Origin of the sequence: Sphingopyxis sp. (genome assembly GCF_040216815.1) — a bacterium.
In the GTDB taxonomy this organism is placed as follows: Bacteria; Pseudomonadota; Alphaproteobacteria; order Sphingomonadales; family Sphingomonadaceae; genus Sphingopyxis.
The window spans coordinates 41,585-56,806 of record NZ_JAVJOJ010000003.1; the positions used below are offsets into that span (position 1 = coordinate 41,585).

General features: G+C 62.5%; 13 protein-coding genes. 6 read left to right on the forward strand and 7 right to left on the reverse strand.

Annotated features, from left to right (window positions below; genetic code table 11):
* The first annotated feature begins 37 nt into the window (after positions 1-37).
* The 6 genes from RIA72_RS02845 to RIA72_RS02870 all read left to right on the forward strand — a co-directional run bounded on the left by RIA72_RS02845 (position 38) and on the right by RIA72_RS02870 (position 6,700).
* Complete coding sequence (locus tag RIA72_RS02845) at positions 38-1,999, forward strand: potassium transporter Kup (RefSeq protein WP_350030858.1); 1,962 nt, start codon at positions 38-40, stop codon at positions 1,997-1,999.
* Between the two features lie 99 nt (positions 2,000-2,098).
* The gene (locus tag RIA72_RS02850; RefSeq protein ID WP_350030859.1) at positions 2,099-2,929 is read left to right on the forward strand and encodes a hypothetical protein; all 831 of its coding nucleotides are present in this window, start codon (positions 2,099-2,101) and stop codon (positions 2,927-2,929) included.
* Complete coding sequence (locus tag RIA72_RS02855; protein WP_350030860.1) at positions 2,929-3,438, forward strand: AHH domain-containing protein; 510 nt, start codon at positions 2,929-2,931, stop codon at positions 3,436-3,438. Before RIA72_RS02850 ends, RIA72_RS02855 begins: the two co-directional genes overlap by 1 nt.
* Before the next feature lie 79 nt (positions 3,439-3,517).
* On the forward strand, positions 3,518-4,258 hold the full coding sequence (locus tag RIA72_RS02860; RefSeq protein ID WP_350030861.1) for a gamma-glutamyl-gamma-aminobutyrate hydrolase family protein: 741 nt from the start codon (positions 3,518-3,520) through the stop codon (positions 4,256-4,258).
* Positions 4,259-4,364: 106 nt separating this feature from the next.
* Complete coding sequence (locus RIA72_RS02865; RefSeq protein ID WP_350030862.1) at positions 4,365-5,738, forward strand: aspartate aminotransferase family protein; 1,374 nt, start codon at positions 4,365-4,367, stop codon at positions 5,736-5,738.
* A gap of 20 nt (positions 5,739-5,758) precedes the next feature.
* Positions 5,759-6,700, forward strand: coding sequence for a DUF808 domain-containing protein (locus RIA72_RS02870; protein ID WP_350030863.1), 942 nt, complete (start codon positions 5,759-5,761; stop codon positions 6,698-6,700).
* Positions 6,701-6,802: 102 nt separating this feature from the next.
* Here the strand turns inward: RIA72_RS02870 and RIA72_RS02875 are convergent, their stop codons facing one another.
* The 7 genes from RIA72_RS02875 to RIA72_RS02905 all read right to left on the reverse strand — a co-directional run bounded on the left by RIA72_RS02875 (position 6,803) and on the right by RIA72_RS02905 (position 15,076).
* The gene (locus RIA72_RS02875) at positions 6,803-7,933 is read right to left on the reverse strand and encodes an ABC transporter ATP-binding protein (protein ID WP_350030864.1); all 1,131 of its coding nucleotides are present in this window, start codon (positions 7,931-7,933) and stop codon (positions 6,803-6,805) included.
* A gap of 2 nt (positions 7,934-7,935) precedes the next feature.
* Complete coding sequence (locus RIA72_RS02880; RefSeq protein ID WP_350030865.1) at positions 7,936-8,778, reverse strand: ABC transporter permease; 843 nt, start codon at positions 8,776-8,778, stop codon at positions 7,936-7,938.
* Complete coding sequence (locus RIA72_RS02885) at positions 8,778-9,683, reverse strand: ABC transporter permease (RefSeq protein WP_350030866.1); 906 nt, start codon at positions 9,681-9,683, stop codon at positions 8,778-8,780. Before RIA72_RS02885 ends, RIA72_RS02880 begins: the two co-directional genes overlap by 1 nt.
* A 161-nt stretch (positions 9,684-9,844) precedes the next feature.
* On the reverse strand, positions 9,845-10,951 hold the full coding sequence (locus RIA72_RS02890; RefSeq protein WP_350030867.1) for an ABC transporter substrate-binding protein: 1,107 nt from the start codon (positions 10,949-10,951) through the stop codon (positions 9,845-9,847).
* 92 nt (positions 10,952-11,043) lie between these two features.
* The gene (locus tag RIA72_RS02895; RefSeq protein ID WP_350030868.1) at positions 11,044-12,435 is read right to left on the reverse strand and encodes a glutamine synthetase family protein; all 1,392 of its coding nucleotides are present in this window, start codon (positions 12,433-12,435) and stop codon (positions 11,044-11,046) included.
* Between the two features lie 12 nt (positions 12,436-12,447).
* Positions 12,448-13,716, reverse strand: a complete 1,269-nt coding sequence (locus RIA72_RS02900) for an NAD(P)/FAD-dependent oxidoreductase (protein ID WP_350030869.1) — start codon at positions 13,714-13,716, stop codon at positions 12,448-12,450.
* A gap of 13 nt (positions 13,717-13,729) precedes the next feature.
* Complete coding sequence (locus tag RIA72_RS02905; RefSeq protein ID WP_350030870.1) at positions 13,730-15,076, reverse strand: glutamine synthetase family protein; 1,347 nt, start codon at positions 15,074-15,076, stop codon at positions 13,730-13,732.
* Positions 15,077-15,222: the final 146 nt, after the last annotated feature.

The following is a 15,222-nucleotide window of genomic DNA, read 5'->3' on the forward strand; positions in this document are numbered from 1 at the left end:
CCTGTTCCTACCCGCCGGGCTCGGCTAAAGGCGCGCGATGACTGCTGAGTCGCAACAGGCGGCCGACGGTGCGCAAAGCGCCATCGAAGCCGCCGCGGATAACGGCCATCACGGCCATGGGCATCAGGGCGACGGCAGGCTGAAGCTTGCCGTCGGCGCGATCGGCGTCGTGTTCGGCGACATCGGTACCAGCCCGCTTTACGCGTTTCGCGAAACCTTTGCGGGGCATCATTCGATCGAACCCGACCGGCTGCACATCTATGGCGTGCTCAGCCTGGTTTTCTGGTCGATGATGCTCGTCGTCACCTTCAAATATGTGATGACGATCATGCGCGCCGACAACAAGGGCGAGGGCGGCAGTCTGGCACTGCTCGCGCTGATCAGCCGATCATCGGAGGGCAAGCGCTGGACCTGGCCGATCGTCCTGCTGGGCGTGTTTGCGACCGCGCTTTTCTATGGCGACAGCATGATTACGCCCGCGATGTCGGTTCTGTCGGCGACGGAGGGTTTGAGTTACGTCAACAAGGGGTTTGAACCCTATATCGTGCCCATAGCGCTAACCATCCTGATCGGGCTCTTCGCGATCCAGGCCCGCGGCACGTCAAAGGTAGGCGCGCTCTTCGGACCGATCATGCTCTGCTATTTCCTGATGCTCGCGACGCTGGGCGTTATCCATATAGCAGGCAACCCGTGGATCATCGTCGAAACGCTGAATCCGATCAATGCGCTGCGCTTCTTCTATTTCGACGGGTTCACGGCCTTCATCGCGTTGGGGGCGGTGGTGCTCGCGGTGACGGGGGCGGAAGCACTATATGCCGATATGGGGCATTTCGGCCGCGGGCCGATCGGCTTGTCGTGGCTTGCGTTCGTGCTGCCCGCGCTGATGCTCAACTATATGGGGCAGGGCGCGATGGTGCTCGCGGCCGAGGCGGGGCCGCGCACCGAGCTTATATCCGACCCCTTTTTCCAGATGATGCCCGACATGTGGCGCATTCCGGTGGTGATCCTGGCGCTGCTGGCGACGATCATCGCAAGCCAGGCGGTGATTTCGGGCGCCTTCTCACTGACACAGCAGGCGATCCAGCTCGGGTTCATGCCGCGCCTGCGCGTCGAGCATACGAGCGCGTCGGCGCAGGGACAGATTTATATCCCGGTGGTCAACTGGGGGCTGATGGTGATGGTCATCATCCTCGTTCTCTTTTTCGGTTCGTCGAGCAACCTTGCTGCGGCCTATGGCATCGCCGTGACCGGCGCGATGTTCATCGATACCTGTCTGATGAGCGTCGTGCTTTTCGCGCTCTGGAAATGGCCGGCGTGGAAGGCGCTGCCGATCCTTGCCGTCTTCTTCATCGTCGACATCGCCTATTTCGGCGCAAATCTGATCAAGGTGCCCGACGGCGGCTGGGTGCCGCTGGCGATCGGCCTCACCATCTTCACGCTGCTGACCACCTGGTCGCGCGGTCGCAAGCTCATGCAGCAGGAAATGGCCGAAGGCGCGATGCCGATCCCGATTTTCGTCAAATCGGCGGCGAACAGTGCGACGCGCGTTCCCGGCACAGCGGTGTTTATGACGTCGAGCAGCGACGGCGTGCCGCACGCGCTGCTCCACAATCTCAAGCACAACAAGGTGCTGCACGAACGGATCATCCTGCTCACGATCAAGATCGCCGACATTCCGTTCGTTCCCGAAACCAAGCTCTGCCAGCTTGAAGATCTGGGCAAGGGCTTTCACCGGCTGGTGCTGAACTATGGCTTTATGCAGCCGATCGACGTGCCCGAAGCCTTGGGGCGCGTCACGAGTTGTGGCGGCGAGTTCAAGATGCTGGAAACCAGCTTTTTCCTGTCGCGCCAGACGCTGATCGCCGCAAAAACCCCCGGAATGCCGATCTGGCGTGAAAAGCTGTTTGCATGGATGCTGCGAAATTCGGAAAGCGCGATGGAATATTTCCGCCTCCCGACCAACCGCGTGGTCGAACTGGGGAGTCAGGTCGCCATCTGACCCGCGGAATTAACTTTCGGACATACGGCGAATAAGCGTTTGAACATTACCGCCAGTCTTGCGATGCAAGGGTGCGAACCCAGCAACGGCATGCAACATATGGATCCCGGGGACTACGACGATCTGATCCTGCCGGTACCACCGGAACCATTTGCTTTGATCGTCGGGGCGTTGGCGGCGTCTGTCGATTCCAACGCGATCGAGGCGTTGATGCGTCGGATGGGATTGCAACCCGAGCCGCTGAACGACGGCGAGGGGAACGAAACGGTCCTTTTGGCACCGCGCTTTCGTTTGCGTTTCGGCGGCGGCGTGTCGGTGCTCGCGGGCACGGCGGCGCCATCGATGCTGGATTTCGCCGATCCGACCGATCCCGCCACCAGCCTGCTAGCCGCGAGCCTGCCACCCGGCTGGCGCGATGCAGGGGCATGCTGGCTGTTCTTTCCCGATCGCGACAATGCCGCGGCGGGGACCGCGTCGCCGGTTCAGATGCGCGAATTTTTCAAGACGACGGTGCTATTGATCGACATGTTCGACGCCAGCCACATCTTCTGGTCGCCTGCGCGGCTATGGTCCGACGCGGTGCAGTTTCGCGCCTCGATTGCCGAGATGTTGGCGAGCGGGATGCCGCCCGTCCTTCATCTCGTCGCCTTTCGGCGGAGGGAGGTCGACGGCGTCGACAGCATCGGAACACGCGGGCTCGCCCATTTTACGGGTCAGGAACTGGAAGCGCCTATTCCGCCAGCCTGGACTGTCGCGGACGTGGTACGCCGATTGTCCCGGCTGGCGCTCGATGCAATGCTGAACGGTCCGATACGCTATCCGCGGACGATGCGGGGGCTCGACGCAGGCGAGCGGATTGGCGTGCTGCCTCCGACCGGTCGCGCGGCCCCTTATGCGACGGTGCGCGTCGAATTCGGCCGCGACGCTTGATGCAATGCGGCCGGTGGCACGGCGCGCCGCCGCCGCGACTTGGCTTTCAGCGCCATCACCTGATTCCGGTTGCACTCGCTCGCAGGCCCCAGATGGCGGAGATGTTCGGCGAACTGGTCGCCGAAGGATTTGCGTTGCAGAATTTCCGTGCGAACGGCGTCGTGCTGCCCGCGTCCGAACGGGCGGCGCTACAATCGGGCCACGCGCTGCATCGCGGGCCGCATCACGGATATAGCGATGTGGTGGCGGCGCGTGTCGAGCGTATTCGTTCCCATTTTGCGCGGCAAGCGCCGAATGAGTTGCGCGCGGCGCGGCGTACCGCGGTGATGCGGTTGCGGTTGTTGCAGGACACGACGCGCCGCGCGCTGACCGACGGGCACGGCAGCGGCCTTTGGCTTAACCGTCACGATCCGATGCGCCTGTTCGAAGATCGGCCCTATCTCGATGACGCCATTGAGAGATTGTTCGGGGGCGGCCAAGCGGAGGCAATGATCGCCTGCGGCCGTTAAGGCAGTTCGCCCGGCGGTCGTCACGACCTATCCGCAAATTTCGCTGGCACCCGCCCCCAAAACGCGGCAGCGTGATCCCATGTCGCAACGCCCCGTCCTCGGCATCATCGCCTGCAACCGCGCCGTCGGAACCGAAATCGCACAGACGGTGATCAATCGCTATGCAACCGCCGCGATGCGCCATGCCGATTGCGCGGCGCTGATCATCCCGTCGCTGCCCGACTATATGCACGCGCGCGAGATTGTCGGGCGGCTCGACGGGATATTGCTGACCGGAACGCCTTCCAACGTCGAACCCGCACGCTATGGCGAGGCAAGCGAAGGCGAGGGGCCTTTCGATCCCGATCGCGACCGGACGATGGCCGAACTGGTCGACGCGGCGATCGCGGGACAGCGGCCGCTGTTCGGTATCTGCCGCGGCTTTCAGGAGATCAACGTCGCCCTTGGCGGGACTCTGCGCCGCGATACGTCGACGAACGCGGCGCTGCTTCCTCATCATGCGCCCGAAGGGGTTTCGTTCGACGCGATGTTCGACCATCGGCATCGGGTCGAGCTGGTCGAAGGAGGGCTGCTTGCCGGGGCCTATGCGGTGCCGTCGCTGGAGGTGAACTCGGTTCATTATCAGGGTATTGGCGAACTGGCGCGCGGGCTCGCGGTCGAGGCGCGCGCGCCCGATGGGCTGGTCGAAGCCTATAGCGCGCGTCCGAACGGCGCGCCGCTGCTCGCGGTGCAGTGGCACCCCGAATGGGGAACCGACGGCGACAGGCAAAGCCAGACCTATTTTCACCTCCTGGGCCGCGCGCTAAGAGGCGAATTATGAACTGCCGCGTCACCCGCTATGACCGCTACCTCGCGCGGATCAGCTTTTCGCCCTGATTATCGAGGATCCGGTTTCTTTCCGTTTCCAGGCAATCAGGAGTTTTGACATGCCCCGCAATCACGATATCGCTGAACTCAAGCGCCTTGACGTTGCGCATCACCTTCCTGCGCAGGCCGACTGGGCCGAGATCGAGGCCCTGGGTGGCAGCCGCATCATCACCCACGCCGAGGGCGCCTATATCACCGACGGTGACGGCCACCGCATCCTCGACGGCATGGCGGGCCTCTGGTGCGTCAATGTCGGCTATGGCCGCGAGGAACTGGTTGAAGCGGCGGCGGCGCAGATGCGTGAGCTGCCCTTTTACAACACCTTCTTCAAGACCGCGACGCCGCCGACGGTGACGCTGGCTGCGAAGATCGCTTCGCTGACCGAGGGTCGCCTGCCGCACATCTTCTTCAACGCCTCGGGCAGTGAGGCGAACGACACGGTGTTTCGCATGGTGCGCCATTACTGGAAGCTGAAGGGCGAGCCCCAACGCACGGTCTTTATCAGCCGCTGGAACGCCTATCACGGATCGACCGTCGCGGGCGTGTCGCTGGGGGGCATGAAGGCGATGCACGCGCAGGGCGACCTGCCGATCCCCGGTGTCGAGCATGTCCGCCAACCCTATGCCTATGGCGAAGGGCAGGGGATGAGCGAGGAGGAATTTTGCGACGCCTGTGTGCAGGCGATCGAGGACAAGATATTGGAAGTCGGTCCCGAAAATTGCGCAGCCTTCATCGGCGAGCCGGTACAGGGCGCGGGCGGCGTGATCATTCCGCCAAAGGGCTATTGGCCAAAGGTCGAGGCGGTGGTCCGCAAATATGGTCTGCTGCTCGTGTCGGACGAAGTGATTTGCGGCTTCGGGCGCACCGGCCGCATGTGGGGCCATGAAACCATGGGCTTTACCCCCGATCTGATGCCGATGGCGAAGGGGCTGTCGTCGGGCTATCTGCCGATTTCGGCAACCGCCGTTGCGTCGCATGTCCTCGAGGTGCTGAAGACCGGCGGCGATTTCGTTCATGGCTTCACCTATTCGGGGCATCCCGTGTGCGCCGCGGTGGCGCTCAAGAATATCGAGATCATCGAGCGCGAGGAGCTGGTCGAACGCACTGCCCAGGTTACGGGGCCGCATCTGGCGCAAGCGCTCGCGACCCTGAACGATCATCCGCTGGTCGGCGAAACGCGTTCGGTCGGGCTGCTCGGTGCGGTCGAGATCGTCGCCGACAAGGCGACCCGCGCGCGCTTCGGCGGCGCCGAAGGCACCGCGGGCCCGATGGCGCGCGACGCGTGCATCGCGAACGGGCTGATGGTGCGCGGCATCCGCGACAGCCTGGTCATGTGCCCGCCGTTGATTGTTACCACCGAACAGATCGAAGCGATGGTTGCCATCATCCGCCAGTCGCTCGATGAAGCGATGCCCAAACTCCGCGCGCTCTGAACTGGAAAGACCAAGACTCTATGCCCTCCGGCCTTTTTGCCCTCCTCGACGACGTCGCCACCATTGCCAAGGTCGCCGCGGCTAGCATCGACGACATTGGGGCCGCCGCATCGAAAGCGGGGGTGAAGGCCGCGGGGGTGGTGGTCGACGATGCCGCCGTGACCCCGCGCTATGTGACCGGCTTTCAGCCGAACCGCGAACTGCCGATCATCTGGCGCATCGCCAAGGGGTCAATGTTCAACAAGCTGGTGCTGATCCTTCCTGCGCTGCTCTTGTTGTCGGCCGTCGCGCAATGGGCGATCACGCCTTTGCTGATGGTCGGCGGCGCCTATCTGTGTTTCGAAGGTGCGGAGAAGGTCTGGCATTCGCTACGCGCCGACAAACAAAGTCTGGTCGAACACGCCGCTGAAGTCGTCGATCCGAACCATGAGGAAGTGATGGTCAAGGGCGCGATCCGCACCGATTTCATCCTGTCGGCCGAAATCATGGTCATCGCACTCAACGAAGTGCTCGATCAGGCGATATTGTTGCGCGCGGCGACGCTGATCGTGGTGGCGATCGCCATCACCATCGCCGTGTATGGCGTCGTCGGACTGATCGTGAAGATGGATGACATCGGGCTCCACATGGCAAAGGCGGGGAGCCGTGCGCGCCGGGCGATCGGGCGCGGGCTCGTCGCCTTCATGCCCAAATTGCTCGCCGCGCTCGCGACAGTCGGCACCGCGGCGATGCTGTGGGTCGGCGGGCAGATTTTCCTCCACGGGCTCGACGAATATCATATCGGCAATATCGGTCACGCGCTGCACGATTTCGCTCATGCGGTCGCGGGCGGACTGCCGGGTGCGGGGGTGTGGGAGTGGCTGATCAACGCAGGCGGCGCGGGCGTGTTCGGGCTCGTGCTGGGTGGCGTGATCGTCGCTGTGCTGCATGTGATCCCGCGCAAGAAGAAGGCGGCGCATTGATTGATGCTGAACTTCGTCATCCCGACGGAGGCCGGGTTCTCGCCGTAGCGTCCTGAAGGGACGCGGAGACTCTGGCCTACGTCTGGGTGACAACCGAATGAGTCAGCCCAGCAATACCACCGGGCTATCGGCGCGCCAGTGCATCGACACCTTGTCGTCCCAGGTAAAATCCTCCTGGTCGTGGCGCGACAGATTGGGGCGCGAGACGCGGATGCGGGCGCCGCTTTCCAATTCGATCTCGAACAGCGTGATGTCGCCGAGGTACGACATGCCCTTGATCGTACCGCGCGCGAAATTATGGCCTTCGGGGGCGTCCTGCGCCGCAGCCGTGACCGCCTTGCCCGCGCCGGGGACATGGAGATAGATTTTCTCGGGCCGCAGCGCGACCCACACGTCGGCGCCGTGCGGCCCCGTGACGCCATGGTTGAGATAGACTTTGCCGAGACCGGGGCAATCGACCGCGGCCTTGTCGGGTTCGTCCAGCGTCAGCTTGCCTTCGAAAATGTTCACCGACCCCACAAAGTCGGCGACGAAGCGATTGGCGGGATATTCGTACAGGTCCGACGGGGTCGCAAGCTGCGACACCTCGCCCTTGTTGATCACCGCAATCCGGCACGCCATCGACAGCGCTTCGTCCTGATCGTGGGTGACAGTGACAAAGGTGATTCCGACCTTTTCCTGCAATTCCGACAATTCGAACTGCATCTGCGCGCGCAATTTCGCATCGAGCGCAGAGAGTGGTTCGTCGAGCAGCAGCACCTTGGGCCGCATGACAAGACTGCGCGCGAGCGCAACGCGCTGGCGCTGTCCGCCTGACATCTGGTCGGGCATTCGATCCTCGAACCCGCCGAGCTTGACCAGGTCGAGCGCCTCGGCGACGCGATCTTTGATCTCGTCCCTGTTCACGCCGGCGATCTTCAGGCCATAGGCGACATTGTCCTCGACGCTCATATGCGGGAACACGGCATAGCTTTGGAACACCATGTTCACCGGGCGCTTGTTCGGGGGGATGCCCACCATATCCTGCCCGTCGATCAATATCTGCCCTTCGCTCGGCAACTCGAAGCCCGCGATCATGCGCAGCAGCGTCGTCTTGCCGCAGCCCGACGGGCCGAGCAGCACGAAAAATTCGCCAGCGTTGATGTCGAGGCTGACATTGTCGACGGCCGTGACCTTGCCAAAGCGTTTGGAGACGTTCCGGATCTGGATGATCGGTTTCGCGGGATCGGTCATGGTCAGTGGGTTTCCGCAATCGCTTTCACGCCCTGGAGCTTGAGCGCGATGAAGGTGAGGACGACGGTGAGGAGGATGAGCAGGGTGGATGCCGCGTTCACCTCGGGCGTCACGGAGAAACGGACCATCGAATAGACTTTCACCGGAAAGGTGATCGTATCGGGACCGCTGGTGAAATAGGTGATGACGAAATCGTCGAGGCTGAGCGTGAACGACAGGAGCGCGCCCGCGACGAGCGCGGGTTTCATGTGCGGGATCAGCACGTCACGGAACACCTGCCATTCGCTCGCCCCCAGATCCTTGGCCGCTTCCTCCTGTTCGCGATTGAAGCTCGCGAGGCGCGAGCGCACCACCATGGTGACGAAGGGGAAACAGAAGGTGATGTGCGCGATCGTGATCGCCCCCAGATTGAGCGGCCAGACGAGGTTGGTGGGCCAATCCACCGCGGCGAAGAACATCAGGAACGCGACGCCAAGGCAGATTTCGGGGACGATGATGGGGAGCGAGATCGTACCGTCGACCGCGGCCTTCAACGGAAAGCGAAAGCGCCAGAGCATCACCGCGGCGATCGCGCCGAGGATGAGGCTGGCGATCGTTGCCAGCGCCGCGATGGTGAGCGAGTTGACGAGCGCTTCGACCAACTGGTTGTTGTCCAGTGCCTTTTCATAATATTTGGTCGTGAAGCCGCGCCAAACGACGTTGCGCTTGCTGTCGTTGAAACTGAAGATCATCAGCACGACCAGCGGCGCGTAGAGAAAAAGCATCACCGCGCCGACCCAGAGGCGCATCCAGAGGGTGCGGCTATATTCGAGCGGCGCGCGTGGGGTACGGACGAAAAGGGCCATCACCGCGCCTCCGGCGCGCGGCGGCGCAGCGATTGGAGCGCGATCAGGATGAACATCGCGTAGATGAGCAGAAAGGACAGTGCAGCGCCGAAGGGCCAGTCGTTCGCCTTCTTGAATTGGCGCTCGATCACATTGGCGATCATCTGGCTGTCGGTCCCGCCCATCAGGTCGGGGGTGAGATAGGCGCCAAGCGCCGGGATCAAGGTGATCATCACACCCGCGACGATACCGGGCGCCGCCAGCGGCACCACGATGCGCATGATCGTGCGGAAGTGACCTGCTCCCAGATCGAGGCTCGCTTCGATCAGGCTGCGGTCGAGCCGGTCGAGCGCGGCATAGAGCGGCAGCACCATGAAGGGCAGGTGCACGTAGACAAGTCCGAAGACGACCGCGAAATTGTTGAACAGCAGCTCAACCGGCTCCCATGTCGCGAGCGGCTGAAGCCCCACGAGCGTCTTGAACCAGCTTGCTCCCTCCCACAAAGCGCCGAGCCCCTTATTCGCAAAACCCCGCGTGCCGAGCAGCATCATCAGCGCATAGGTGCGGATGAGCAGATTGGTCCAGAAGGGCAGCATGATACCGAGCAACAGCCACGGCCGCCATTTCTCGCTGGCGAAGGTGATCGCCATCGCGACCGGAAACCCGACGATCAGGCAGATCAGCGTCACGAGCGCCGCGACCGCGAAACTCTTGCCGAAAATGGTGAGGTAGAGCCATTCGGTCGCGCGCTTGTAATTGTCGAGCGTGCCCGAAATCGCGATGTCGGTGAGCCCCCGGTTCTCGCCGAAGCTGTACAGCCAGACGATCGCCATGGGCACGAGGAAGAAGAGCAGAACCCACAGCAGGGTAGGCAACGAGACCGCGGCAAAGACCCTTTTGTTCGTTTTCCAGTCCTGTTCGGCCACCCCCCGATGCCTCCTTGGGCTTCATGAAACGAACGCTACGTTATTTGAAGCGTCATCCCGGCGAAGGCCGGAATCTCACCATCCCGTTACGGTGCGAAGCCGAGATCCCGGCCTTCGCCGGGATGACGAAAAGCGAGTACCCTTTTCAACGCGATCGCATCTTACGCCGCCCGGACCCGCGTGAAAGCCTCCTCGTAAAGCGGCTGCAACTCGGGATTGAAGCGCGCATATTCACATTTGGCCAGCACGTCGGCGGGTGGGAAGATCACGGGGTTGTTCTTGTAGCTGTCGGGCATCAGCGCCTTCGCCGCGCTGTTCGGCGTCGGGTAGAGGATCGTCTCGGTGATGTGCTTGTCGACGTTCGCGTCGAGAATATAGTTGATGAAGGCATGGGCATTTTTCGGATGCGGCGCGCCCTTCGGAATACACAGATTATCCGAATTGAGCTGGCTGCCTTCCTTGGGAATGACGAAATCGATGTCGTCATCCTCGACCATCGCCTGTGCGATGTCGCCATTATATTCGAGCACGACGTCGACATCGCCCTTCAGCAGCAGGTCCTGCCCGTCATCCTCGTGGAATTTCTTCACATTGGGCTTTTGCTTGATCATCATCCGCTCGATCGTCGCGACATCGGCGGGGGTGAGGGCGTTGACCGACTTGCCCAGATATTTGCCGTAGAGGCGGAACATGTCACCCGCCTCCGACAGCCACGCCATGCGGCCGGCATATTCGGGGCTGTCGAACAGTACTTTCCAGCTGTCGGGCGTCGCCGACACCTTCGACTTGCGATACCCGATGCCGAGCGCGAGCCAGGTGTAAGGCATCGAGAATTTGCGCTGCAGGTCATATTCGACGTTGATATAGGCGGCGTCGATATTCTTCTTGTTCGGGATCAGGCTGTGATCGAGCGGCATCAGCATGTCGGCCTTGCTCATCCGTTCGACAAAATCGTTCGACGGCACGATCACGTCATAGCCCGGATTGCCCGCCTTGAACTTGGCGAACAGCACGTCGTTGCTGTCGAACAGGTCCATCGTCACCGCGACACCCGTTGCTTCCTCGAAATCGGCGAGCGTCGTTTCGCCGATATAGGTATCCCAGTTATAGAAGTTCAGCTTGCCTTCTTCGCCATTGGCAAGCGTCTTGCCGCCTTCCTTGCTGCACGCCGCGAGACCGCCGAAACTGATGCCCACCGCCGCGACGCCCAGCGCCTGAAGAAGCGAGCGGCGCCCGCGGGTCTGCTTGATCAGTTCGTTGAAATCCATGGCCGGCCTCCCTGTATGAAAAGGCAAGCTGACTCATAAGACGCGGCTTGAAAAGAGGCTTTTTTGCGCCGGACCCGGTTTGCGTGAAACTTTCATGCGTTGCGCAGATACCAATCATAGTCGAGCGCCGGTACGACGCTGAAATAATTGTCCTGTTCGACGCGCTTGACGATGCTGAACATGTCGACGAAGCGGTCGCCCAGATAATCGCGCATCAACGCCGATCCGTGAAAGCGATCGACCGCTGCGAACCAGTTGGAGGGCGGCTTGTCGTCGCCGCTATTGGCGCGGTTATAGCCGTTGCCGACGACCGCCGGGCCGGGATCGATGCGGTTCGTCAGGCCATGGTGCATTCCGGCAAGCACCGCCGCGACGGCGAGATAGGGGTTGGCATCGGCTCCGCACGCGCGATGTTCGACATGGCGGCTCGATGGCGGGCCGGCGGGGATGCGGAACGAAACCGTGCGGTTGTTGACGCCCCACGTCGGTGCGACGGGGGCATAGCTGTTCGCCTTGAAACGGCGATAGCTGTTCGCGTGCGGGGCAAAGAGCGCAAAAGCGTCGCCGACGCTGCCGATCATGCCCCCGATCGCATGGCGCAGCGCATCGGTGCCTTCGGGGTCGTCGCTGGCAAAGATATTGTTGCCGTCCGTATCGTTCACCGAAACATGGATGTGCATCCCGCTGCCCGCCTGGCCCGCGAACGGCTTGGCCATGAACGTCGCCTCGAGCCCGTGCTGCTGCGCGATCGCCTTGACCAATCGCTTGTACATGATCGCATCGTCGGCGGCGCGCAGCGCGTCGGGTTTGTGGCGCAGCGTCAGTTCGAACTGCCCCGGCGCAAACTCGCTGATCGCACTTTCGAGCGGCAGCTCTTGCGCGTCGGTTGCGGCGTAGAGCGCATCAAAGAAGGGACGGAAATCGTCGAGCTCGCGCAGGCCATAGACCTCGACATTGCGTGGCGTGCCGCGGCTGTATCCAGGACGCGCCGGTCGGACGCCGCCATCGCGCGCGCGGCGCGGATCGACCAGATAGAATTCCAGCTCGACCGCGAGCACCGGGGTGAGGCCGTCGTCGGTAAAGCGATCGACCACGCGGCCGAGGACGTGGCGCGGATCGAGGTCGTGCGGGGTGCCGTCGAGCTCGTAAAAATCGACGAGAAACTGCGCGGCATAGTCGCCGCCCCAGGGCGTGCGGACGAGCGTGCCGGGAATCGGCTTCATCGAACGGTCGGCGTCGCCATCCTCCCATACAAGGCCGGTTTCGACCGTATCCTGCCCGGTAATATCGACCACGGTGATCGACCCCGGAAACATGCGGCCGCTTTCATAAACCGCCAGCACCTCGTGCTGGCGCAGCCGCTTGCCACGCGGCACGCCGCCCATGTCGGTATAGATCATCTCGATCGAATCGACGTCGGGGTTGGCCTTGAAAAAGGCCTCGGCTTCCGACCGGGGCGCGATGAGACCCGACGATTTCGACATGCAATTGCTCCTTCACCCCAACCGGTCGCGCAGCGCATACCAGAGCAATCCCAGCGTAGCGAGGGGGCGCCGCAGCCACTTGCCGCCGGGAAAGGGCCGCGACGGAAGATTTGCGAGCACGTCGAAGCGTTCGGCGGTCCCCGCCATCGCTTCGGCAATCAGCTCGCCCGCGAGCGTTGTCACCAGCGCGCCATGCCCCGAAAAGCCATGCGCGTAAAAGACGTTCCCGCGCCGCCCGATATGCGGCAGCCGGTTCATCGTCACCGCGACCGCGCCGCCCCAGCCATATTCGATTTTGGCGTCGGCGATCTGGGGGAACACGTCGGCCATGAACGGTCGGACAAAGGCGGCGATGTCGCGCGGCGGCGTCTGTGAATAACGCTCGCCCCCGCCAAAGATCAGCCGCTTGTCGGCCGAAAGGCGGAAATAATTGAGCACGAAGCGGCTGTCGGCGACCGCGGCGTCGCTGGGCAGCAGGGCGTCGGCGTTCGCAAGCGGCGCGGTCGCGACATTATAGTTCATGATCGGCACGGTGTAGCGGCCGAGGTCGGGTTCGAGGTCGCCGATCCAGCTGTCGGTCGCGTCGATCACATAGCGAGCGCTGACGATCGCTCGTTCGGTGAAAATCTGGCTCGACCCGTCGCTGCAATCGACGATCCGCCGAACGGGTTCGCCCTCCCAAATGCGAACCCCTTCCGCTTCCGCCGCTCTAGCCAGGCCGATCGCATAGTTGAGCGGGTGGAAATGGCCGGCCGCAGCGTCGTGGATTCCGCCATGATAGAGCGGACTGGCGATATGCCTGCTCATTTCACCTTTTGCGACAACCACCGTTCGATAATTGAATCTATTCGCAAGATATTCGGCCTCGTGCCGCATGGCGTCGAAGTCTTTGGGTGTCCACGCCGCCTCAAGATGACCGGCCTTCAGATCGCAGTCGATGCCATGCTTGGCGATCCGCGCCTTGACGCGGTTGTCGCGCCAGCAAAGGTCGAACAGCGCGTCGGCCCGCTCGCGGCCGAGTTCATCCTCAATTTCGGACGCTGTCCAGCGGAGACCGGGAATAAGCTGTCCGCCGTTTCGCCCCGATGCGCCGAACCCGATATGTTCGCGTTCGATCAGGATAGCTGAAAAACCGCGCTCGGCGCAGGCGAGCGCGGCGCTAAGCCCGGTAAACCCGCCCCCGATGACCGCAACGTCGCATTCGAGATCGCCTTCGAATGCGCGCGGCCGCCATTCGTGCGCGGTTGCGGCGTAATAGCTGTGGTTCAGCGGATCGGTCATGGCGTTCGGCGGATCAGACCCGCATCAGCAGATGTTCGCGTTCCCAGCTCGACACCACCGACTGATAGTTGAACAGCTCATAATCCTTCACCGCATAGAAAATCTCGAAGAAATCGTCGCCGAGCAGGTTGCGGACCTTCTTGCACGACGCGAAACGGTCGAGCGCGGCCTCCAGCGTGCGCGGCAGCGTGCGCGCGCGGTTATAGGCGCTGCCCATGATCGGCTTCGGCGGAACCATGCGGTCTACCATGCCGATATAGCCGCAGACGAGCGAGGCGGCGATCGCGAGATAGGGATTGCTGTCGGCTCCCGGCAGGCGGTTTTCGACGCGGCGGTTGTGCTTGTCCGACACTGGAATGCGAAAGCCGCACGACCGGTTGTCGGCGCCCCATTGGACGTTGATCGGCGCCGCGCTATCGGGCCGCATCCGGCGAAAGCTGTTCACATTGGGCGCCCACATCGGCGAGATTTGCGGCATGAAGCGGATAAGGCCCGCGACATAGGAGCGAAAGGCGGCGCTGTCGCGGCCGTTGGCGGTGGCAAAGAGGTTGCGCCCCGTCTCCGCATCGACGACCGACTGGTGGATGTGCATCGCGCTGCCCGGCTGTCCCGCCATCGGGTTGGCCATGAAGGTTGCGTAAACGCCGTGCGTCTTGGCAACGTTGCGCACGACGCGCTTGAACAGGAACACTTCGTCGGCAAGGCGCAGCGGATCGCCGTGGTTGAAATTCACCTCCAGCTGCGCGGCGCCCATTTCGTGAATCATCGTGTCGATCGTCAGCCCCATCAGCTCGCAATCGTCATAAATATGGTCGATGATGTCCTCATATTCGTTCATCGCCTCCAGCCCATAGGGCTGGCTCGCGGTTTCGGCGCGGCCCGACTGGCCCGTGGGCGGGGTCAGCGGGAAATCGGGATCGGTGTTCTGCGAGACGAGATAAAATTCGACCTCGGGCGCGATGATCGGCCTCCAGCCCTTGTCTTCGTAAAGACCGAGGACTTTTTTGAGGATCGTACGCGGCGCGATGTCGACTTCGGTGCCGTCGCCATTGAAGGCGTCGGCGATGACGAAGGCGGTGGGCGAGGTGAAGCCCGGCGCGATGCAGATCGTGTCGGGATCGGCGATCAGATATTTATCGGGGTCCTTGTCCCAGATGTCGTCGATATCCTCGGGGTAATGGCCGTCGATCGTGCAGATGAAGACGCTGCCCGGAATGCGCAGCGACTTGTCCTTGACCGAGGTTAGGAATTTGCGCGCGGGGAGAACCTTGCCGCGCTGAACCCCGTTGATGTCGGGGACGATACATTCGACTTCGTCGATATTATGGTCGCTGATCCATTGTTCCAGATTAACTGACATGCGCCCCCGATTGGGCCGCAGGATCGGCCCTCTTTGTGGAAGGTCAGAGCCTATCGCAAGGCGCGATGAAGCGCCAGAGGGCGGTTATCCGGCGGATTTTCGGCATTGCCAGCGCCGCGAGGGCGCGCCAGATTGATCTCCATGAA

What these genes read in the sequence shown, in the direction of transcription:
- RIA72_RS02860 (WP_350030861.1), top strand. Translation starts at nt 3,518, where the DNA reads ATGTCGCAACGCCCCGTCCTCGGCATCATCGCCTGCAACCGCGCCGTC.
- RIA72_RS02845 (WP_350030858.1), top strand. Translation starts at nt 38, where the DNA reads ATGACTGCTGAGTCGCAACAGGCGGCCGACGGTGCGCAAAGCGCCATC.
- RIA72_RS02850 (WP_350030859.1), top strand. Translation starts at nt 2,099, where the DNA reads ATGGATCCCGGGGACTACGACGATCTGATCCTGCCGGTACCACCGGAA.
- RIA72_RS02865 (WP_350030862.1), top strand. Translation starts at nt 4,365, where the DNA reads ATGCCCCGCAATCACGATATCGCTGAACTCAAGCGCCTTGACGTTGCG.
- RIA72_RS02900 (WP_350030869.1), bottom strand. Translation starts at nt 13,716, where the DNA reads ATGACCGATCCGCTGAACCACAGCTATTACGCCGCAACCGCGCACGAA.
- RIA72_RS02880 (WP_350030865.1), bottom strand. Translation starts at nt 8,778, where the DNA reads ATGGCCCTTTTCGTCCGTACCCCACGCGCGCCGCTCGAATATAGCCGC.
- RIA72_RS02855 (WP_350030860.1), top strand. Translation starts at nt 2,929, where the DNA reads ATGCAATGCGGCCGGTGGCACGGCGCGCCGCCGCCGCGACTTGGCTTT.
- RIA72_RS02895 (WP_350030868.1), bottom strand. Translation starts at nt 12,435, where the DNA reads ATGTCGAAATCGTCGGGTCTCATCGCGCCCCGGTCGGAAGCCGAGGCC.
- RIA72_RS02875 (WP_350030864.1), bottom strand. Translation starts at nt 7,933, where the DNA reads ATGACCGATCCCGCGAAACCGATCATCCAGATCCGGAACGTCTCCAAA.
- RIA72_RS02890 (WP_350030867.1), bottom strand. Translation starts at nt 10,951, where the DNA reads ATGGATTTCAACGAACTGATCAAGCAGACCCGCGGGCGCCGCTCGCTT.
- RIA72_RS02870 (WP_350030863.1), top strand. Translation starts at nt 5,759, where the DNA reads ATGCCCTCCGGCCTTTTTGCCCTCCTCGACGACGTCGCCACCATTGCC.
- RIA72_RS02905 (WP_350030870.1), bottom strand. Translation starts at nt 15,076, where the DNA reads ATGTCAGTTAATCTGGAACAATGGATCAGCGACCATAATATCGACGAA.